We start from the raw sequence: 14,914 nt of genomic DNA on the forward strand, positions 1-14,914 counted from the left end.
CCCCAGGGCGGTACCATTCTGGTATGGCCATGAACCTGCGTCTCCGCGACGACCAGACCGAAGCCCTCAAGGCCCGCGCCGAGCAGGAGGGCGTCAGCATGCACGCCCTCCTCCTGCGGGCCGTGGACGACTACCTGGCGCGCACCGCGCAGGAGGCGATCGTGCGGAAGACGGCCCTGGAGCAGGCGGCCAAGTGGCACGAGCTGATGGAGCGGCTGAAGTGAGCTGCGTCTACCTCTCCACGGAAGACGTCCTGGTCGTCGCCGAGCACGCGGTCGACGACCGGAAGGTCGTCCTCCGGGACGCGGGACTGCTCGACTCCGCCGTCCACCGCCCGTCGGCCGCCATGTTCGGCGAGGAGGCGTATCCCGACCTCGTGACCAAGGCCGCCGCCCTGCTCCAGTCGCTCGCCGTGAACCGCCCGTTCGTCGACGGGAACAAGCGCACGGCCTGGCTGTCCTGCGTCACCTTCCTCGCCATGAACGGCGTCCAGCTCCGGCCGGACATCGACGCCGCGGAACGCCTGGTCATCGCCGTGGCGACCGGCGAGGAGGACGACGTCGAGGCGATCGCGGAGGGGCTGCGGGCGCTGATCGACCCCACCGGGCACGGCGCCTGACCCGGGCGTGAGGTGAGTCGCAAAGGCCGCGCCTCCGCCCCGTTTCGATCGAGGTCCACCCCGGGCCGCCGGTAAGGTGGCCCGGTTGTCATATCTGGACGAGCGTCGAACCGGAGATCGTGACTACCACCGCCACCTCCTCACATCACCTCTCTCCCGCCTTCCCCGGCCGTGCTCCCTGGGGCACCGCCAACAAGCTGCGCGCCTGGCAGCAGGGCGCGATGGAGAAGTACATCCAGGAGCAGCCCCGTGACTTCCTCGCGGTCGCCACGCCCGGCGCCGGCAAGACCACCTTCGCCCTGACCCTCGCGTCCTGGCTGCTCCACCACCACGTGGTGCAGCAGGTCACGGTCGTCGCCCCCACCGAGCACCTGAAGAAGCAGTGGGCGGCCGCCGCGGCGCGGATAGGGATCAAGCTGGACCCGGAGTACAGCGCCGGACCGCTCAGCAAGGAGTACGACGGGGTCGCCCTCACCTACGCCGGCGTCGGCGTGCGCCCCATGCTCCACCGCAACCGCTGCGAACAGCGCAAGACCCTCGTCATCCTCGACGAGATCCACCACGCCGGCGACTCCAAGTCCTGGGGCGAGGCGTGCCTGGAGGCCTTCGAGCCCGCCGCGCGCCGGCTCGCCCTCACCGGCACGCCGTTCCGCTCCGACACCAACCCCATCCCCTTCGTCACGTACGAGGAGGGCAACGACGGCATCCGGCGCTCCTCCGCCGACTACACCTACGGGTACGGCAACGCGCTCGGCGACGGCGTCGTCCGCCCGGTCATCTTCCTCTCCTACAGCGGCAACATGCGCTGGCGCACCAAGGCCGGCGACGAGATCGCCGCCCGGCTCGGCGAGCCGATGACCAAGGACGCGATCTCGCAGGCCTGGCGCACCGCGCTCGACCCGCGCGGCGACTGGATGCCGAACGTGCTGCGCGCCGCCGACCAGCGCCTCACCGAGGTCCGCAAGTCCATCCCGGACGCCGGCGGCCTCGTCATCGCCTCCGACCAGGACTCGGCCCGCTCCTACGCCAAGCTGATCCGCGAGATCACCGGCACCAAGGCCACCGTCGTCCTCTCCGACGACGCCGGCGCCTCCAGCCGCATCGACGAGTTCAGCGAGAACACCGACCGGTGGATGGTCGCCGTCCGCATGGTGTCCGAGGGCGTCGACGTGCCGCGGCTCGCCGTCGGCGTCTACGCCACCACCATCTCCACCCCGCTGTTCTTCGCCCAGGCCGTCGGCCGCTTCGTGCGATCGCGCAGGCGCGGCGAGACCGCCTCCGTGTTCCTTCCCACCATCCCCAGCCTCCTCGGCTTCGCCTCCGAGATGGAGGTCGAGCGCGACCACGTCCTCGACAAGCCGAAGAAGGAGGGCGAGGAGGAGGACCCGTACGCCGAGTCCGAGAAGGAGATGGCGGAGGCCGAGAAGCAGCAGGACGAGGAGACCGGCGAGCAGGACATGCTGCCCTTCGAGGCGCTGGAGTCCGACGCCGTCTTCGACCGCGTCCTCTACAACGCCGCCGAGTTCGGCATGCAGGCCCACCCCGGCAGCGAGGAGGAGCAGGACTACCTCGGCATCCCCGGCCTCCTCGAACCCGACCAGGTGCAGCTCCTCCTCCAGAAGCGGCAGGCCCGGCAGATCGCGCACAGCCGCAAGAAGCCGGACACCGAGGCCGACCTCCTGGAGCTTCCGGCCGAGCGGCGCCCCGTCGTTTCCCACAAGGAGCTCCTCGAACTGCGCAAGCAGCTCAACACGATGGTCGGCGCGTACGTCCACCAGAGCGGCAAGCCGCACGGCGTGATCCACACCGAGCTGCGGCGGGTCTGCGGCGGCCCGCCGAGCGCCGAGGCGACCGCCGGACAGATCCGCGAGCGGATCAAGAAGGTCCAGGAGTGGGCCACCCGGATGCGGTGAGCCCCGGCCTTCCGGACAGGGGAGAGGCCCGTACGACGGCGGTCGTACGGGCCTCTCGGCCGTTCCGCGCGAAGCGGGCCGGCACCGGGGCCGGCCCCCACGGACGGCCGACCGGCACCCTCCACGCTACGGGCACGACATAGCCGCATCTGTCAGCCAAAGTCCCGAGGAGGGCCGACGAAGGTCCTGAACCGTCCGCATCCGGTCGCCCGCGCCCGGATTCTGGACGAGGTCTTCCGCTGAGCGGAGCGGGTCGCTACTGTCCCGGCACAAAGCAACCGCCCCGTGGCAGCGCCGCCGCGGAGCGCAGCCGGTGTACCCCTTCCTGCCGGCGGCCTCTGACGTGCGTCGCCGACGGGACCGGCGCCGCGAACCCCGTGGGAGCCCGCCGTCACTCACTTTCGAAGGAGAGGGCGTCGTGACCGCGGAGACCTCCCAGACGCTCGACCGGGGACTCAGAGTCCTCAAACTGCTCGCCGACACCGACCACGGCCTGACCGTCACCGAGTTGTCCAACAAACTCGGCGTCAACCGGACCGTGGTCTACCGTCTGCTCGCCACCCTGGAGCAGCACGCCCTCGTCCGCCGCGACCTCGGCGGCCGGGCCCGCGTCGGCCTCGGCGTGCTGCGCCTCGGCCGCCAGGTCCACCCGCTGGTGCGCGAGGCGGCCCTGCCCGCCCTGCGCTCGCTCGCCGAGGACATCGGCGCGACCGCCCACCTGACGCTCGTCGACGGGGCGGAGGCGCTCGCCGTCGCCGTCGTCGAGCCCACCTGGACGGACTACCACGTGGCCTACCGGGCCGGCTTCCGCCACCCGCTGGACCGGGGCGCGGCCGGCCGGGCGATCCTCGCCGCCCGCCAGGGCACCCTCATCGAGCCCGGCTTCACCCTCACCCACGGCGAGCTGGAGGCCGGGGCGAGCGGGGCGGCGGCGCCGCTCGTCGGCGTGACCGGGGTGGAGGGCAGCGTCGGCGTCGTCATGCTCGCCGACGCGGTGCCGGAGCGCGTCGGCCCCCGCGTCGTGGACGCGGCCCGCGAGGTCGCGGACGCCCTGCGGTAACGGGCCCGCCGCCCGGAGGGCACCCGTGCGGCCACGGGTGCCCTTTTGGCATGCCCGCGTCCGGTCCGGCGGCCGTCAGCGCAGGAGCAGCTCCGCGAGCGGGGTGCGGGCGTGCCGCACCGAGCGGCCCGCGCGGGCCGTGGTCAGCAGGCCGGCGGCGCGCAGGGCGGCGGTGTGGGCCGAGACCGTGGCCGGCGAGACGCCCAGCGCGGCGGCCAGACCGGTGGTCGTCCGCGGCTCCGGCAGGGCGCGCAGCAGGGCCGCCCTCGTACCGCCCAGGACCCCCGCCAGGGCCTCCTCCGGGCCGCCCGGCCCCTCCGGTACGGGAGGCAGGCCCGGGCCCGCCGGATAGGCCACCACCACCGGCCGATCCGGCACGTCCTGCACCAGCGGCGCGCCCCGCCAGTGGAAGGTCGGCAGCAGCACCAGGCCCCGGCCCCCGAGCCGCACCTCCCCGGCACCGGACGGCCACTCCCACACCCCGTCCCGCAGCCGCGAGCCCGGCGCCAGGGCCGTCAGGGCCGCCCCGGGCCCGCCCTCCGCGAGCGCGACCGCGTGCCGCGCGAACTCCGCCCGGTGCAGGTCCTGCACCCGCCCCCAGACCGGCGCCAGCACCGCCCCGTACGCCGCCCGCTGCGCCCGCGCGAGCGTCTCCCAGCCCTCCGCCCCGCCCGCGTGCAGGGACCTGATCCACGCCGGTGCCGGGCCCCGCCCCGCGTACACCCGCTCCAGCTCCGACCGCACGAGCTCCGGCGCCGCCGCCCGGATCTCCGCGAAGCCCTCCTCCCGGGTCCCGCCCAGCACGTCCAGGAACGACGGGGCCGAGCCGCCCGGCACCAGGTCCGCCAGCGGCCCCGCCGCCGCCGGCAGGGCCCGCGCCGTCCGCGCCCGCCACCGCCCGAAGAGCGCCCCCTCGTGCGGGGCGCCCAGCATCAGCAGCGCCGCGTGCAGCTCGGGCACGGGCGAGGGCCGCGGCGCGCACCGCAACCGCGTCCAGTCCTCCGCCGTGAAGTGGATCCGCAGCACGCCCCCGCCTCTCGCTCCGCCCCGGCCCGGCCCTCTCGCGTCGATCCTTTCGGGCACGGTCGAAAGGATCGTCCGGGCGGGCCGCCGGGATCCAGCATGCCGGGCATGAGCACTCCTTCCCGCCGCACCCTCGCCAAGGCCGCGCTGCTCGGCCTCGCCTCCGCCTCCCTCGCCGCCACCGGCTCCCCGGCGCGGGCCGCCGCCGGGCTCGTGCCCGTGCTGCCCGCGCCGACCGGGCCGTACCCGGTCGGCACCGTCCGGCACGCGTTCACCGACCCCTCCCGCACCGACCCCTGGGAGCCGGCGCTCGGGCACCGCCGGGTCGTCGTCAGCGTCGCGTATCCGGCCAGGACCGTCGACGGCTTCCCCCGGGTCCCGCAGCTCACCCGGGGCGAGGCGGGGGTCTTCGGGGCGCTGGCGCCCCTGGTCCGGGGGCTGCCGGCCGCCGGCGTCGACTGGGCCGGGACGCTCACCCACGCGCACGCCGGCGCCCCGCCGCTGCCCGGCCGCCGCCCCCTCGTGCTGTACACGCCCGGCGGCGGCGACGCCCGCACCCTCGGCACCGGCCTCGCCGAGGACCTGGCGAGCCACGGCACGGTCGTCGTCCTCGTCGACCACCCCGGCGAGGCGAGCCAGGTGGAGCTGCCCGACGGGACGGTCCGGGAGTCCGTGCTGCACGGGCCGCCGGACCCGGCGACCTTCCGCACCATGGTCGACACCCGCGTCGCCGACCTCCGCCTCGTCCTCGACCGGCTCGACGAGCTCCCGTACGGCCCCCCGCTCGACCCGCGCCGGGCCGGGATCCACGGCCACTCCGCGGGCGGCACCGCCGCCGCGCTGCTCGCCGCCCGCGACCCCCGGATCCGGGCCGTCGCGAACCTGGAGGGCTACCTCGACCTGGAGCCCTGGCCGGGCCGCCGGCCGCTGCTGCTGCTCCGCACCGACGGCTTCGAGGGCGCGGAGCGGATCGAGCGCTCCTGGGCGGGCCTGCGGGCCCGGCGCCGCACCCTGCGCGCCGCGAACCACTGGGTCCTCACCGACCACGCGGCCGTCGTCCCCCGGCTGCACGCCACCGGGCTGGTCACGGACGCGGTCCGGGACGGGCTCGTCGGCCCCGGCGACGCGGCCGCCTCCTTCGCGGCCGTCCGCCGCGAACTGCGCGGCTTCTTCGCCCGCGAGCTGGGCCGCGGCTGACCCGGCGCCGGGCCGGGCCCGTGCCCGGTCCCCGCCCCAGTAGATTGGGGACGTGCTCTCGCGTCTCTCCCGTATGCCCCGGTCCCGTGTGCTCGCGGCGTGCGCCGTGCCCGTCGTCGCGCTGGTCGCCGTGGCGGGGCTCGCGCCGCTGCCGTTCGCCATCGCCCAGCCCGGCTCCACCGCCGACGTCCTGGGGAAGGACCGGGGGCGGGAGGTCATCACGATCACCGGCGCCCCGGTCCGGCCGACCACCGGCCAGCTGCGGATGACGACCATCCTCGCCACCGGCCCCGGCACGGACGTGGACCTCGCGGACGTGGCCGACGCCTGGTTCCGGACGGACCGGGCGGTGCTGCCGCACGACTCCGTCTACCCGCCGGGGAAGTCGGACGCCGAGATCGAGAAGCGCAACCTCGGGCAGATGAAGGAGTCCCAGGACGCCGCCGCCGTCGCCGCGCTGAACCACCTGGAGCTGGACCCGGCGAAGGTGAAGGTCGAGCTGCACCTCGCCGACGTCGGCGGGCCCAGCGCCGGCCTGATGTTCGCCCTCGGCATCGTCGACAAGCTCGACGGGGACGGCGACGGCGGCGACCTCACCGGCGGGAAGACCGTCGCCGGTACGGGCACGATCGCGCCGGACGGGAAGGTCGGCGCCGTCGGCGGCGTCTCCCTCAAGACCCAGGCCGCCGCGCGCGACGGCGCCACCGTCTTCCTCGTGCCGAAGGGCGAGTGCGCGGACGCGGAGGCCGAACTCCCGGACGGGATGCGGCTCGTGCCCGTCTCCGCCCTCAGCGACGCGGTGGCGTCCCTGCGGGCTCTGGAGCAGGGTCGGGAGTCGAAGGTTCCGAGCTGCTGACCGAGGCTGCGGGGGCTGCCTCCAGGCCGCGCCAGGCGGGGAGGACCGCCGGGGCGAGCGTCACCAGGAAGTAGAGCGCCGCGACGCCCAGCAGCGTGGCCGTCAGCCCCGCCCGTTCCACCACGAGACCGGTGACCAGACCGCCCAGCGGGGTCGCCATCAGGACCCCGGCCGTGCCGGCCCCCGCCACCCGGCTCCGCAGCTCCTTCGGCACCCGCTCGTACATCACGGTCGTCAGGACCGGGTTGAGCACCCCGGCGCCCAGGCCGGCCGCCACCGCCGTCACCAGGAGCGGCGCCACCGTCTCCGTCACCGCCGCCACCACGAACATCGGGGCGCCGGTGACGAGGAAGCCGGCGGTGAAGACCCACCGGCGCGGGAAGCGGTGGCCCACGGCCCCGTAGAGCAGCGCCGCGGCGAGCGCGCAGCCCGCGAAGACGGAGACCAGGAGGCCCTGGACGGCCGGACCGCCCAGGTGCTCGCGGGCGTGCAGCGGCAGCAGGACCGAACTCCAGCTCAGTGCGAGGCCGTTGGTGACCATGACCAGCAGCGTGATGCCGAGCATCAGCCGGTCGCCGAAGAGGTACGCGTACCCCTCCCGCAGGTCGGCGCGGTAGCGCCCGGCGGAGAGCGGCGGCCCGTCGCGGCGCGGTTCGGCCGCCGGCACCCCGCGCAGACCGAGGGCGACGAGCAGCGCGGAGGTGCCGAAGGTCGCCGCGTCCAGGAGCAGGACGGTGTCGGCGCCGACGACCGCCACCAGGACGCCGCCGAGCGCCGCCCCGCCCATCCGGGCCCCGCGCGAGACCGCGTCGTAGAGGCTCGCGGCCCGCGTCAGCGGGGTCCCCGCCCGCTCGGCGAGGTCCGGCACGAGGACGTGCCGGGCGGTCTCGCCGGGGGCGTGGAAGAGGCCGTTGACGGCCATCAGCGCGCAGAGCAGCCAGTAGGCGAGGTGCCCGGTGTGGTGCAGGAGCGGGATCGCGGCGAGGGCGAGCCCGCAGACCAGGTCGGAGACGACGCTGACCCGGCGGCGGCCGATCCGGTCGACGACGGGCCCGCCGGCGATCGCCGAGAGGACGACGGGCAGGGCGGCGCAGAAGGCGACGAGACCGGCCTTGCCGGGGGAGCCGGTGGTCTCCAGGGCGAACCACGGCACGCCGATGAGGGTGAGCGAATTGCCCGCGATGGAGACGGCGTTGGCGGTCAGGACGGTGAACAGGGGGCGTTTGTACGGGCGTTCGGCGGGTTCGGCGGGTTCGGTGGGGATGGACATGGTCGCGCGGTCCCTTCCGTGGGTGGCGGGCGTCTGCGGGGGCCGCCGCGGGGGGCCTTTCCCCGCCCCGCCCCTTCCCGTGCCCGGGGGCTCCGCCCCGGACCCCGGACGGGCCGCGTCCGACCCCGCCGGCGCGTGCGGCACGGGGCCCGGGGCAGGGCCCCGGGTGCGGGAAGGGGCGGCGCGGTCAGTCCTCGCGCTGCGGGAACGCGTGCAGGTGGAGGCGTACACGCGCGGCGTCCGCCGCCTCGGGCACGCTCCGGTACTCGTCGATCAGCGCGTGCAGCCGTCCGCCGAGCTCGCGCGCGGCGGCGGGCGACAGCCGCAGGGTGAAGTCGCTCATGTCCGACGCGCCGGCCCAGTCGGGCCATTCGTGGCGGGTGGCGAGCCAGGTGGACAGCTCCCGGGTGTGGTGGGAGGCCGTCTCGTGCAGGAGGAGGTCGGCCGCGCCCCGCACGTCCGGGTCGGAGCTCCGGTCCAGCGAGTCGTCCCAGCGGATGCCCTGCTGGGCGGCCTTCCACCACCGCTCGCGGCCCTTCCCGAGGCTCGGGTCGTCCGTGACGAAGCCGTGCGCGGCGAGCTGCCGCAGGTGGTAGCTGGTGGCCCCGCTGGACTCGCCGAGGCGTTCGGCGAGCTGGGAGGCGGTGGCCGGCCCGTGGTGGCGCAGGGAGCGGAGGAGTTCCATGCGGAGGGGGTGGGCGAGGCCGCGCAGGGAGCGCGGGTCGAGCACGCGGGTCTCGTGCTCCCGCTCCTGCGGGGCCTCCGCGTTCTTCTCGGCCTTCTGCGGGTTCGCGGCCTTCTCGGGCTCGGGCATGCCGTGAGCGTAGAGATGCAAAGAAGACGTTGCAAGGCTTTCTTTGCAACGTCTTCTCGGCGACGTGCCGGAGGGGGTCACTCCGGCGCGTCGCCCGCCGCCTGCTCCACCAGCGGGATGATCCGCAGCGGCACCGCGTTCTCCATCACGATCGCCGTGGACGCCCGTACGATCCCCTCGAAGGCCACCACCTTGTCGATCACCCGCTGGAGGTCCGCGTTCGACCGGGCCACCAGCCGGCACAGCATGTCCCCGTGCCCGGTCGTCGTGTGCAGTTCCAGCACCTCCGGCACGGTCGCCAGGTGCTCCCGCACGTCCGTGCCCTGCCCCTGCTTGATCTCCAGCGTCGCGAAGGCCGTCACCGGATAGCCCAGCGCCGCCGGGTCCACCTGCGGCCCGAACCCGCGGATCACCCCGCTCGCCTGGAGCCGGTCGAGCCGCGCCTGGACGGTGCCGCGGGCCACCCCGAGGCGGCGGGACGCCTCCAGGACGCCGATCCTCGGTTCACGTGCCAGGAGCACGATCAGCCGCCCGTCCAAATGATCGATCGCCACAGCGCCCTCCGAATGGTCACGATGTACAAGTCGTCCGCCGATACTCGCGCGTCGCTGTACAGGTTGACCAGAGGAACAGCAAACTATTGCGCACCTTGCGGGTCGGCGAGACGCTGCTGCCATGACTGAGATCCTTGACCACACCCCTTCCACCGCGCGTGAGGCCGACCCCTTCCCGGTGAAGGGCATGGACGCGGTCGTCTTCGCCGTCGGCAACGCCAAGCAGGCCGCGCACTACTACTCCACGGCCTTCGGCATGAAGCTGGTCGCCTACTCCGGACCGGAGAACGGCAGCCGCGAGACCGCCAGTTACGTCCTCACCAACGGCTCCGCCCGTTTCGTGTTCACCTCCGTCATCAGGGCCACCACCGACTGGGGCCGCTTCCTCGACGAGCACGTCGCCGCCCACGGCGACGGCGTGATCGACCTGGCGATCGAGGTGCCGGACGCGCGCGCCGCCTACGCCCACGCCGTCGAGCAGGGCGCCACCGGCCTGGTGGAGCCGTACGAGCTGAAGGACGAGCACGGCACCGTCGTCCTCGCCGCCATCGCCACCTACGGCGAGACCCGCCACACCCTCGTCGAGCGCTCCGGCTACGACGGCCCGTACCTCCCCGGCTACGTCGCCGCCGCCCCGATCGTCGAGCCGCCGGCCAAGCGCACCTTCCAGGCCATCGACCACTGCGTCGGCAACGTCGAGCTCGGCAGGATGAACGAGTGGGTGGCCTTCTACAACAAGGTCATGGGCTTCACGAACATGAAGGAGTTCGTGGGCGACGACATCGCGACCGAGTACTCGGCGCTGATGTCGAAGGTCGTCGCCGACGGCACCAAGAAGGTGAAGTTCCCGATCAACGAGCCGGCGATCGCGAAGAAGAAGTCGCAGATCGACGAGTACCTGGAGTTCTACGGCGGCCCGGGCGTCCAGCACATCGCCCTCGCCACCAACGACATCGTCGCCACCGTGCGCGCCATGCGCGCCGCCGGCGTCGAGTTCCTGGCCGTGCCGGACGCGTACTACGACACGCTCGGCGAGTGGGTCGGCGACACCCGCGTCCCGATCGACGAGCTGCGCGAGCTGAAGATCCTCGCCGACCGCGACGAGGACGGCTACCTGCTCCAGATCTTCACCAAGCCGGTCCAGGACCGCCCGACCGTCTTCTTCGAGATGATCGAGCGCCACGGCTCCATGGGCTTCGGCAAGGGCAACTTCAAGGCCCTCTTCGAGGCCATCGAGCGCGAGCAGGAGAAGCGCGGCAACCTGTAGGACCGGCCGGCGCGACCGGGACGGGGCACGGGGCCCGTCCCGGACGCGCGGTCATCCCGCCGCCGCCCTCCCGGCCGGGACGGCGCCCTCCGGAGCCGAGCCCTTCGAGGTCGTGTCCTTCGGGGGCGCGTCCTTCACGATCGCGTCCTTCGGGACGGCCTCCGGGTCCGGCTCGCCCAGCTCCGCGAGCGCCGCCTCCGCCCGCGGCGCGTGCAGCGGGGAGAACGCCGGATGGATCCGCAGCGCCTCCTCCAGGTGCCGGCGCGCCGGGCCCGTCCTCCCGAGCGCCCGCTCGACCTCCCCCAGGTGGTACGTGAACGGGGCGCTGCGCGGCCCCTCGTCGACGGCCCGGCGGGCGTACGGCAGCGCCTCCTCCGCCTTCCCCGACCGGTACAGCGCCCACCCCAGCGCGTCCGCCACCGCCGGCGACCGGTGGCCCTTCGCCCACGCGGCCCGCAGCCGGGCCACCGCGGCCGCCGGGGCGCCGTGGTCGGCGTCCAGCAGCCCCAGGACGACCTCCGCCGAGCCCGGGGCCCCGTCCCCGCTCCGCAGCCGCTCGTACGCCGCCGCCGCGTCGCCGTCCAGCCCCAGCGCCTCGGCCAGCTCCCCGGCCTCCAGGAGGTACTCCGGCAGCGGCTGCCGGTCCAGCGCCGCCCGCCACTCCCGCCGCGCCTCCCGCGTCCGGCCCAGGGCCGCGAGCGCCCGCGCCCGGCCCGCCAGCGCCGGCCCGTGGTCCGGGACGAACCGCAGCGCCGTCCCGTACCGCTCCAGCGCCTCCGCCGGCTCGCCCCGCTCCCACGAGAACCGCCCGAGCCGGGCGTACGCCGCCGCCTTCTCCTCGTCGGTGACCGCCAGCGCCGCCGCGTCCAGCGCCGTGGCGTCGGCGTCCTCCCGCCAGCCCCGGTCCCGGTACACCTCTGCCGCGAGACCCCGCACCGCCGCCCCGCCGCGCAGCTTCTCCAGGCCCTCCAGCGCCTCGCGGGCCGCCGGCAGCTCCCCGAGCCCGTTGTACGCCTCGACGAGCAGCGGGTACGCGTCCCACCGCCGCGGCGCCGCCTTCCGGACCCGCTCGCCCCACTCCTTCGCGCCCTTCCAGTCGCCCCGGGCCGCCGCCAGCGTCCCGAGCCCGAGCTGCGCGTCCACGTTCCCCCGGGCAGCCGGCAGCTCCGCGAGCGACCGGTTCAGCGCCCGCTCGGCCCGCGGCAGGTCCCGAGCGTCCCCGAGCCGGACGGCCCGCTCCGCGTAGGCCGCGCCCAGCGCCGCCCACGACGGCGCGTCGCCCGGATGCCCCCGCAGCCACCGCTCCCGGTCCCCGATCAGCGCGGTCAGGTCCGGCAGGGCCGCCGGGGCCCCCGCGTGCGCCGCGCTCGCCGCCCGCTCCACCGGACCCGGCGGCCGCGCCGGCGCCTCCCGCTCCAGGAACTCCGGCAGGTACAGCAGCACCGTCGCCGCGAGCACCGCCCCCGCCCCGGAGGCGAGCACCACCCGCGACACGTTCTGGCTCTTCATGGGGCTCATGCGCCTCACTGTGCGCCCGCCCGCGCTCGTACGAAGAGCACACCGGCCCTCCGCCCCGGCGGGTTCACACCGTTGGCCCCCGGTGCCACGCTGGGACCATGGACGATCTCCAGACGCGCCGTGCGGCCCTCCACGCGGACCTCCGCGCCGGGCTCCCCGCCGACGCCGTTCTCACCGACCCGGACGTCACGGCTTCCTACTCCCACGACATGGCGGGCTTCTGCGCGGCCGGCACCCCCGCGGCCGTCGTGCTCCCGCGCACCGTCGAACAGGTCCGGCACGTGATGCGGACCGCGACCGAACACCGCGTCCCGGTCGTGCCGCAGGGCGCCCGCACCGGACTCTCCGGGGGCGCCAACGCCTCCGAGGGCTGCGTCGTGCTCTCCCTCGTCAAGATGGACCGGATCCTGGAGATCGACCCCGTCGACCGCGTCGCCGTCGTCGAACCGGGCGTCGTCAACGCCGTCCTGTCCCGCGCCGTGAACGAGCACGGCCTGTACTACCCGCCGGATCCCTCCAGTTGGGAGTCGTGCACCATCGGCGGCAACATCGGCACCGCCTCCGGCGGCCTGTGCTGCGTCAAGTACGGCGTCACCGCCGAGTACGTCCTCGGCCTCGACGTCGTCCTCGCCGACGGCCGCCTCCTCACCACCGGCCGCCGCACCGCCAAGGGCGTCGCCGGATACGACCTCACCCGCCTCTTCGTCGGCTCCGAGGGCAGCCTCGGCGTCGTCGTGAAGGCCGTCCTCGCCCTCAAGCCGCAACCGCCCGCCCAGCTCGTCCTCGCCGCCGAGTTCCCCTCCACGGAGGCCGCCTGCGCCGCCGTCTGCGCGGTCATGGAGCGCGGCCACACCCCCTCGCTCCTCGAACTCATGGACCGCACCACCGTCCAGGCCGTCAACCGCGTGGCGCGGATGGGCCTCCCGGAGACCACCGAGGCCCTCCTCCTGTGCGCCTTCGACACCCCCGACCCGGCCGCCGACCTCGCCGCCGTGGGGGAGCTCTGCACGGCCGCCGGGGCCACCGAGGTGGTGCCCGCCGCCGACGCCGCCGAGTCCGAACTCCTCCTCCAGGCCCGCCGGCTCTCCCTCACCGCCCTGGAGACCCTGAGGCCCGCCACGATGATCGACGACGTCTGCGTGCCCCGCACCCGGCTCGCCGAGATGCTCGCCGGGACCACCGCCATCGCCGAGAAGTACGCGCTCACCATCGGCGTCTGCGCCCACGCCGGCGACGGCAACACCCACCCCGTCGTCTGCTTCGACCCCGCCGACGCGGACGAGTCCCGGCGCGCCCGGGAGTCCTTCGACGCGATCATGGCGCTCGGCCTCTCCCTCGGCGGCACCATCACCGGCGAGCACGGCGTCGGCGTCCTCAAGAAGGAGTGGCTGGCCCGCGAACTCGGCCCCGTGGGGCTGGAGCTCCAGCGCGAGATCAAGCGCGTCTTCGACCCGCTGGGACTGCTCAACCCCGGAAAGCTCTTCTGAACCCGCCGGCGGGCCCTCACAGCTCGCCGTCCTGCGACTCGTCCGACGGCCACGGGTCGCGCAGCCACAGGTCGTCGCGGACCACGGTGGTCGCGAGCAGTTCGGCCAGGCCGTCGTCGATGCCCAGCCGGTCCGACTCGGTGCCCGGCGGGACCGTCCGCAGGGTCCGCTCCAGCCAGGCGGACACCTGCGCCGACGGGGCCTCCAGGAGCGCGTCGCCGTCGGGGGAGGAGAGCGCCATCAGGATGACGCTGCGGTTCTCCACCTTCGTCGGCCAGATCCGCACGTCCCCGTGGCCGCAGGCCCGGAAGACGCCCTCCACGAGCAGTTCGCGGGCGAAGGTCCAGTTCACCGGGTGCTCGGAACCGATGTGGAAGGTGATGTGCACCGCGTACGGGTCGTCGGTGCGGTAGGCCAGCCGGGCCGGCACCGGAACCGAACGCTCGGGGGACAGCACCAGCTTCAGCTCCAGCTCGCGCTCGACGGTGGTGTGCTCGGTGTTGTTCCGCATGACTGCTGCCTTTCGCGTGGGGGCCCCGGACGGGCCTTCACCTGGAGAGAGCGCGGTCCCCCGGGTTCATTACGCGACTTCGGGAAGTTTTTTCCGGGAAGTTTTTCCGGGCCCCTCCCGCCCGGACCGACGGGCCCCTCCCGCCCGGACCGACGGGCCCCTCCCGCCCGGAGCACCGGCCCCCTTCCCACCCCCGGCTCCGGGCCCGAACCTCACGTGGAGTGACCGATTCCGGCCCGTGTCGCCCGAAGGCGGCCTTTCTCGCGGGCTCTTTCTTCCCTCGGGGAGGTTCTTCGTTACTGTGCCCTCTTGGGCGCGGTACACCGGGCGCGGGGCCGCGCGGATTCTTGGGCGTTGTGACTGAACGGAGTCGGGGCAGTGGCTACTCCTCCCGGAGGCGGCGGCGAGGTACCGCAGGCGGGGTACTACCCGGACCCGTCGATTCCCGGATACATCCGGTACTGGAACGGCGGCGCGTGGGTGCCCGGCACGAGCCGGCCCGCGCCGAAGGACGGCGAGGCCGCGCCGGTCCCGCCCGCCTCCGCCATGCCGGCCGGGCCGATCCTCGCCCCGAGCCCGGCGCCGGCCCCCGCCCCCGAACCCGGGCCGGTCGCCGCCCCCGCGTCCGCGCCCGCCGCCGTCGAGGAGACCGGGCCCGTCTTCTTCGACGAGGAGCCGCCCGTCCGCGAACCGGCCACCGCCTGGCGCGCCGACGCCTCCCGGCAGTCCGGCCCGGACGCCTCCCGGCCGTCCGGCCACGGCGAGGGGCGGGACCCCTCGGCCGCCTGGCCCGCGCCCCGGGCCGCCGAGCCCGCGCCGGCCGCC

The 14,914-nt window shown here is 74.9% G+C and carries 15 protein-coding genes; 9 read left to right on the plus strand and 6 right to left on the minus strand.

What is annotated here, in order from left to right:
- Positions 1–23: 23 nt before the first annotated feature.
- From AB0E83_RS28330 to AB0E83_RS28345, 4 genes are all read left to right on the plus strand, one after another.
- Positions 24–224 (plus strand): ribbon-helix-helix protein, CopG family, encoded by a 201-nt coding sequence (locus AB0E83_RS28330; protein ID WP_362117826.1) that lies wholly within the window; start codon positions 24–26, stop codon positions 222–224.
- Complete coding sequence (locus tag AB0E83_RS28335) at positions 221–619, plus strand: type II toxin-antitoxin system death-on-curing family toxin (RefSeq protein WP_362117829.1); 399 nt, start codon at positions 221–223, stop codon at positions 617–619. The genes AB0E83_RS28330 and AB0E83_RS28335 overlap by 4 nt, the downstream gene beginning before the upstream one ends.
- A gap of 116 nt (positions 620–735) precedes the next feature.
- Positions 736–2,532 (plus strand): DEAD/DEAH box helicase, encoded by a 1,797-nt coding sequence (locus AB0E83_RS28340; RefSeq protein ID WP_362117866.1) that lies wholly within the window; start codon positions 736–738, stop codon positions 2,530–2,532.
- A 418-nt stretch (positions 2,533–2,950) separates the two neighbouring features.
- Positions 2,951–3,592, plus strand: coding sequence for a helix-turn-helix domain-containing protein (locus tag AB0E83_RS28345; protein WP_030753286.1), 642 nt, complete (start codon positions 2,951–2,953; stop codon positions 3,590–3,592).
- Positions 3,593–3,667: 75 nt separating this feature from the next.
- Here AB0E83_RS28345 and AB0E83_RS28350 read toward each other — a convergent pair whose 3' ends face one another.
- Complete coding sequence (locus AB0E83_RS28350; protein WP_362117833.1) at positions 3,668–4,618, minus strand: winged helix-turn-helix domain-containing protein; 951 nt, start codon at positions 4,616–4,618, stop codon at positions 3,668–3,670.
- A gap of 105 nt (positions 4,619–4,723) precedes the next feature.
- Between AB0E83_RS28350 and AB0E83_RS28355 the strand changes: the two genes are divergently transcribed.
- Together AB0E83_RS28355 and AB0E83_RS28360 are read left to right on the plus strand one after the other, a co-directional pair.
- Entirely contained in the window at positions 4,724–5,812 is a 1,089-nt protein-coding gene (locus tag AB0E83_RS28355; RefSeq protein ID WP_362117836.1) for an acetylhydrolase, read from the plus strand.
- 73 nt (positions 5,813–5,885) lie between these two features.
- A complete protein-coding gene (locus AB0E83_RS28360) occupies positions 5,886–6,668 on the plus strand; it encodes a S16 family serine protease (protein WP_362117839.1) in 783 nt (260 codons plus the stop codon).
- Here the strand turns inward: AB0E83_RS28360 and AB0E83_RS28365 are convergent.
- The 3 genes from AB0E83_RS28365 to AB0E83_RS28375 all read right to left on the minus strand — a co-directional run bounded on the left by AB0E83_RS28365 (position 6,601) and on the right by AB0E83_RS28375 (position 9,306).
- Positions 6,601–7,938, minus strand: a complete 1,338-nt coding sequence (locus AB0E83_RS28365) for an MFS transporter (protein WP_362117842.1) — start codon at positions 7,936–7,938, stop codon at positions 6,601–6,603. The two genes, AB0E83_RS28360 and AB0E83_RS28365, sit on opposite strands and share 68 nt — an antisense overlap.
- Positions 7,939–8,125: 187 nt before the next feature.
- On the minus strand, positions 8,126–8,752 hold the full coding sequence (locus tag AB0E83_RS28370; protein ID WP_362117845.1) for a helix-turn-helix domain-containing protein: 627 nt from the start codon (positions 8,750–8,752) through the stop codon (positions 8,126–8,128).
- A gap of 77 nt (positions 8,753–8,829) precedes the next feature.
- The gene (locus tag AB0E83_RS28375) at positions 8,830–9,306 is read right to left on the minus strand and encodes an Lrp/AsnC family transcriptional regulator (protein ID WP_362117848.1); all 477 of its coding nucleotides are present in this window, start codon (positions 9,304–9,306) and stop codon (positions 8,830–8,832) included.
- Positions 9,307–9,427: 121 nt separating this feature from the next.
- On the opposite strand from AB0E83_RS28375, the gene hppD reads away from it, so the two are divergent.
- Entirely contained in the window at positions 9,428–10,573 is a 1,146-nt protein-coding gene (hppD, locus tag AB0E83_RS28380; protein ID WP_362117851.1) for a 4-hydroxyphenylpyruvate dioxygenase, read from the plus strand.
- A gap of 51 nt (positions 10,574–10,624) precedes the next feature.
- Here the strand turns inward: hppD and AB0E83_RS28385 are convergent, their stop codons facing one another.
- A complete protein-coding gene (locus AB0E83_RS28385) occupies positions 10,625–12,091 on the minus strand; it encodes a tetratricopeptide repeat protein (protein WP_362117854.1) in 1,467 nt (488 codons plus the stop codon).
- A gap of 98 nt (positions 12,092–12,189) precedes the next feature.
- Here AB0E83_RS28385 and AB0E83_RS28390 point away from each other — a divergent pair, with 98 nt between their 5' ends.
- A complete protein-coding gene (locus AB0E83_RS28390) occupies positions 12,190–13,578 on the plus strand; it encodes an FAD-linked oxidase C-terminal domain-containing protein (RefSeq protein ID WP_362117857.1) in 1,389 nt (462 codons plus the stop codon).
- A 16-nt stretch (positions 13,579–13,594) separates the two neighbouring features.
- Here AB0E83_RS28390 and AB0E83_RS28395 read toward each other — a convergent pair whose 3' ends face one another.
- Positions 13,595–14,089, minus strand: coding sequence for an SsgA family sporulation/cell division regulator (locus tag AB0E83_RS28395; protein WP_362117860.1), 495 nt, complete (start codon positions 14,087–14,089; stop codon positions 13,595–13,597).
- 378 nt (positions 14,090–14,467) lie between these two features.
- Between AB0E83_RS28395 and AB0E83_RS28400 the strand changes: the two genes are divergently transcribed.
- Positions 14,468–14,914 (plus strand): DUF2510 domain-containing protein (locus AB0E83_RS28400; RefSeq protein WP_362117863.1); only part of this gene is annotated, 447 nt, incomplete at its 3' end.

Source organism: Streptomyces sp. NPDC035033, assembly GCF_040636735.1.
Classification (GTDB): domain Bacteria; phylum Actinomycetota; class Actinomycetes; order Streptomycetales; family Streptomycetaceae; genus Streptomyces.